General features: G+C 26.9%; 5 protein-coding genes. All 5 read left to right on the forward strand.

Annotated features, from left to right (window positions below):
* On the forward strand, positions 1-560 hold a 560-nt coding region (locus tag ACERKK_RS07665), incomplete at its 5' end, for a 3'-5' exonuclease (protein WP_373772492.1).
* Between the two features lie 197 nt (positions 561-757).
* Positions 758-1,072 (forward strand): DUF485 domain-containing protein, encoded by a 315-nt coding sequence (locus ACERKK_RS07670; RefSeq protein WP_373772493.1) that lies wholly within the window; start codon positions 758-760, stop codon positions 1,070-1,072.
* The gene (locus ACERKK_RS07675; RefSeq protein WP_373772494.1) at positions 1,072-2,724 is read left to right on the forward strand and encodes a cation acetate symporter; all 1,653 of its coding nucleotides are present in this window, start codon (positions 1,072-1,074) and stop codon (positions 2,722-2,724) included. The genes ACERKK_RS07670 and ACERKK_RS07675 overlap by 1 nt, the downstream gene beginning before the upstream one ends.
* Before the next feature lie 186 nt (positions 2,725-2,910).
* Positions 2,911-4,752: a putative nucleotidyltransferase substrate binding domain-containing protein gene (locus ACERKK_RS07680; protein WP_373772495.1), complete on the forward strand. Its 1,842-nt coding sequence runs from the start codon at positions 2,911-2,913 to the stop codon at positions 4,750-4,752.
* Positions 4,745-5,303, forward strand: a 559-nt coding sequence (locus tag ACERKK_RS07685; RefSeq protein ID WP_373772496.1) for a 3'-5' exonuclease, incomplete at its 3' end; no start/stop codon positions are given. The genes ACERKK_RS07680 and ACERKK_RS07685, both read left to right, overlap by 8 nt.

Consider the following 5,303-nt stretch of genomic DNA (forward strand, 5'->3'; position numbering starts at 1 on the left):
ATGCAAAAAAAGATGAATACGTTTGTTTAGACTGTGAAACGACAGGACTAAATCCTAAAAAAGATGAAATTTTATCTATTGGTGCAGTTCATATAAAAGATAATAAAATTTTAATGAGAAAAACATTTAATATCTTTGTTAAACCATCACAAAATGTTAATGCAGAAGCAATAAAAATTCATCAAATTCGTCCTATTGATTTGCAAAATGCTGTAGATCCAAAAATTGCAATTTTAGATTTATTAGAGTTTATTGGTTCAAGACCAATAGTTGGATATTACATAAAATTTGACATTGCAATGATTTCAAAATATACAAAAAAATATATTGGAATCAAACTTCCAAATGAAAGTATTGAAGTTTCTTCTATGTATTATCGAACAAGAAAAAAAACTTCTGAGTATGAATTTATTGACTTAAAATTTGACACAATTATGAAAGAATTAAATATTCCAACTCTAGGTAAACATGATGCACTAAATGATGCGATTATGACATCAATGATTTTTCTAAAATTACGAAATGTAACTGATGCAAAAACAACAAATTATACTAACTAATTTTACAAAATTTCGCTTCTAAAAGTTACACATAAATAATTTGTCTAAAAATATCTACAAATTCCTATACTTCATAGTTCTCCCTAATATTTTATATGTATAATTAGGCTCATTTTTATTAGGAAAACATTATTTTTTTGTTAATTTTTTTTAACAAAAAAAATACTATTTTTTAATAAAATTTTAGGAGGCAAAAAATGAATGATGAGTTAGTAGAACGAATCAAAAACAACCCGAAATATCAAGAACTAATTACAAAAAGATCAGGTTTTTCTTTAAAACTTGCAATTTTTGTTTTAGTTATGTTTTATGCATATATTTTAACTATTGCATTCGAACCAACACTATTAGGTGTAAAACTAGGTGATGGAGTAATGACTTATGCATTTCCAGTTGCAGCTGCAATTATAATTATAAGTTTTATTACAACATTAATTTATGTTAGAAGAGCAAATGGCGAGTTTGAAGATTTAACTGAGAGTATTAGAGAAGACGTAAAGGATGCATTATAATGTTTAGAATTTTAGCACTTATTTCAATTTTTGCTATAGCAGCATTTGCTGCAGGTGACGCTACTTTTGAAGCAACAAAAAGAGATATTAACGTTTCTGCGATTGTTATGTTCTTTATTTTTATTGGAGCTACTTTAGGTGTTACTTATTGGGCTGCAAGTAAGACAAAATCAGCAAGTGATTTTTATACAGCTGGTGGAGGAATTTCAGGATTCCAAAATGGTATGGCAATTGCTGGGGATTACATGTCTGCGGCATCTTTCCTTGGATTATCAGGTTTAGTATACTTAAAAGGTTATGATGGTCTTGTTTATGCTGTTGGATTCTTAGTTGGTTGGCCTGTTATTTTATTCTTAATGGCTGAAAAGTTAAGAAACTTAGGTAAATTTACTTTTGCTGATATTGCTGCTTTTAGACTTGGTCAAAAAGAAATTAGAGTTTTAGCTGCATTTGGTTCTTTATCTGTTGTTACTTTATACCTAATTGCTCAAATGGTTGGTTCTGGTAAATTAATTCAAGTATTATTTGGATTAGAATATGAATATGCTGTAATGCTTGTTGGTGTTATGATGATTATTTATGTTACTTTTGGTGGTATGCTTGCAACTACTTGGGTACAAATTATTAAAGCTGTTTTATTATTATCTGGTGTTACTTTTATGGCATTTATGATTTTAAAACAATTTGAATTTGACTTTACATTATTAGCAACTAAAGCTGTTGAAACTCATGATTTAGGTCAAGCTATTATGGCTCCTGGTGGATTTATTTCTGACCCTATTTCTGCAATTTCTTTAGGTCTTGCATTAATGCTTGGTACTGCTGGTTTACCTCACGTTCTTATGAGATTCTTTACAGTTGGTAATGCTAAAGAAGCTAGAAAATCTGTTGTTTATGCAACTGCTTTTGTTGGATATTTCTGGATTATTATTACTGTTGTTGGTTTTGGTGCAATTGCATTCTTAAATAGTGCAGAAGGTGCACAATACTTCGTTGATGGTAAGTTATTTGGTGGAAATAATATGGCTGCGATTCACTTATCACATGTGTTAGGTGGAAATGCATTCTTAGGATTTATTTCAGCTGTTGCATTTGCTACTATTTTAGCGGTTGTTTCAGGACTTACTTTAGCAGGTGCATCTGCAATTTCTCATGATATTTATGCAAACGTAATTTGTAATGGTAATGCAAAAGAAGAAGATGAAATTAGAGTTTCAAAAATCTTTGTTGTTATCTTAGGAATTATTGGTGTTATTTTAGGAATTTCTTTTGAATCACAAAATATTGCATATATGGTTGGTTTAGCATTCGGTATTGCTGCATCTGCTAACTTCCCTATTTTATTCTTATCTATTTACTGGAGAGGATTAACAACAAGAGGTGCGTTTATTGGTGGATTTATTGGACTTATAACTGCTGTTTCTTTAGTTGTTATTGGGCCAATTGTATGGGTTCAAATTCTTGGAAATGCAGAAGCAATTTTCCCTTATAAACACCCTGCTTTATTCTCTGTAACTATCGCCTTTGTTGCTATTTGGTTTTTCTCAAAAACTGATAACTCACAAAGAGGTAAAGACGAAAAAGAAATGTTTAGAGCTCAAAATATTAGAGCAAATACAGGTATTGGTTCAGCTGGAGCAGTTGAACACTAGTACTAAAATATATATTATCAAAGAATTTATTTTCTTTGATAATAATATTAAAAGTTTCCCTTTATTAATTTTTCTATTCCTATTATTCTCATTATAAAAAAAATCACATTTTATTTTATTAATTGACTCATTATTTTATTCTTTTTTAGTTATTATATGCCCATAAAATCTAATAAAAGAGAGTCCATGAGTATCTTAGAACAAAAAACATTTCTTAGTTCAATACACCCTTTTGAACGTTTAAATAAAGTTGAATTAGAGAATATTGCTAGTAATATTGATATTGTTTATTTTAAAAAAGATGAAATTATTCAAAAAAATTCACAAGAACCTACTCATTTGTATTTTGTATTAAAAGGTTTAGTACAAGAAAAAGATGAAGATGAAGTTCTTTCAATTTTCACAAAAAATGAAATATTTGATCCTGTTTCATTAATTGAAAACTATTCTAAACATACTTTTGTAACATCAGAAGAGACTATTTGTTATGCACTTCCTAGAGAAATATTTATTAAAGTATTACATAGTAATAAAGATTTAGAGAGCTATTTTTTCCAAACAATTTCTCAAAAACTTAATAATAATATCCATAATGAAAAAAACAAAGAAATGGCAAATATTATGATTGCAAAAGTTAAAGATGCAAAAATTCATAAAGCCGTAATAATTGATACTAATAAAACTATTTTTGAAGCTGTAAAAGTAATTAAAAAAGAGAAAGTGCCTACTTTACTTTTAAAAGATGAAAGTGGAGAAATTTATATTGTAACTGATTCTGATTTTAGAGAAAAAGTTATTTTAAATAGAATGAGTTTTGATGAAAAAGTTGTAAAAATTGCTTCAACGGGTCTTTTATGTATTAATGAAAATGATTTTTTATTTAATGCACAACTTGTAATGGCAAAACATGGACTAAAAAGAGTTATTGTAAAAAATGATTCAGATGAAATAGTTGGAATTTTAGATCAAATATCTTTATCATCATTTTTTGCTACAAATATTTTTTCAGTTTCAAATGAAATTGTTCAAGCAGAAACAGTAGAAGAGCTAAAAAGTGCAGCTCATTCATTTATTAAAATAATTAAATCTTTAAATGCTAAGGGTGTAAAAATTGAATTTATTTCTAAGTTAATTAGTCAATTAAATAATAAACTTTTAGATAAATTATATAAGATTTTAGCACCTGAAGAGTTAAAAGACAAATCTTGTTTAGTTGTAATGGGAAGTGAAGGTAGAGGTGAACAGATATTAAAAACTGATCAAGATAATGCCCTTATTCTTTCTGATGACTGTACTATATCTGATGAAAAACTAAAAGAATTCACACATAATTTTACAGAGACATTAGTTGATTTTGGTTTTCCTAGATGTGATGGAAATATAATGTTATCAAATCCATATTGGTGTAAAAAACAATCAGACTTTAAAGAACAGATTTATAAATGGGTTCATGAACCAATCCCTGATAACTTAATGAATACTGCAATTTTCTATGATGCTGTTTGTGTTTCAGGAGAAAAAGATTTAATTATAGAATTAAAAGAGTATTTGTTTAGAACAGGTGGAAATACACAAACATTTAATGCACAATTTGCAAAAGTAATAACAAACTTTGATGTACCACTTGGATTTTTTGATGGATTTGTTTTTGATAGTAGTGATAAAAATCATAAAAATGAAATTGATATTAAAAAAGGTGGAATTTTTATTTTAGTACAAGGAATAAGGTCTCTTTCTTTAGAAAAACATGTTTTAAACACAAATACAATAAAAAGAATTAAAACACTAACAGAAATGGGAAGTTTTGATGCTGAATTTTCAGAAGAATTAATTATGTCATTTAACTTTTTATCAGCAATAAAACTTAAATCAAATCTAGATAAATTAGATAAAAAAATTGAAATTGATAACTATATAAATCCTGATAATTTAAATACAATGGAAAAAGATTTATTAAAAGATTCATTTAAAATCATTAATAAGTTAAAGAAAAAATTAGAATACCACTTTAAGTTAAGTTATGTTTAGAAGTATAAATAATTATTTTAATAAAAAGAAATTAAAAGATCAAAAGTATTCATATCTTTTTGATAAGTCACATAAAAATGAATATGTTTGTTTTGATTGTGAGACAACAGGATTAAACCCAAAAAGTGACGATATTATATCAATTGGTGCTGTAATTATTAAAGATAATGTTGTAGTTTCAAGTAAAAAATTTGTTAAATTTATTAAACCAAAAACTAAACTACAAATTGATGCAATTAAAATTCATCATATAAGAGAGTGTGATTTAGAAGAAGCAGAAGATATAAATGACGTAATAGAAGAGTTCTTAGAATTTATTGGAAATAGAACTTTAGTTGGTTACTTCTTAGAATTTGATGTTGCGATGATAAATAAATATTTAAAACCAAAACTTGGCATTAAATTACCAAATAAAATTCTTGAAGTTTCAGCAATATATTATGATTGGAAAATTGATATGATTCCTCAGGCAAATATTGATTTACGATTTGACACAATTATGAAAGAAATGCAAATTCCGGTAATGGGTAAACATGATGCATATAATGATG

The sequence above is a fragment of the Poseidonibacter sp. genome (assembly GCF_041821165.1).
Lineage (GTDB): Bacteria > Campylobacterota > Campylobacteria > Campylobacterales > Arcobacteraceae > Poseidonibacter.

Bases quoted from the DNA above. Each gene is read 5' to 3' on its own strand.
- ACERKK_RS07670 (WP_373772493.1), top strand. From the start codon at position 758: ATGAATGATGAGTTAGTAGAACGAATCAAAAACAACCCGAAATATCAA.
- ACERKK_RS07675 (WP_373772494.1), top strand. From the start codon at position 1,072: ATGTTTAGAATTTTAGCACTTATTTCAATTTTTGCTATAGCAGCATTT.
- ACERKK_RS07680 (WP_373772495.1), top strand. From the start codon at position 2,911: ATGAGTATCTTAGAACAAAAAACATTTCTTAGTTCAATACACCCTTTT.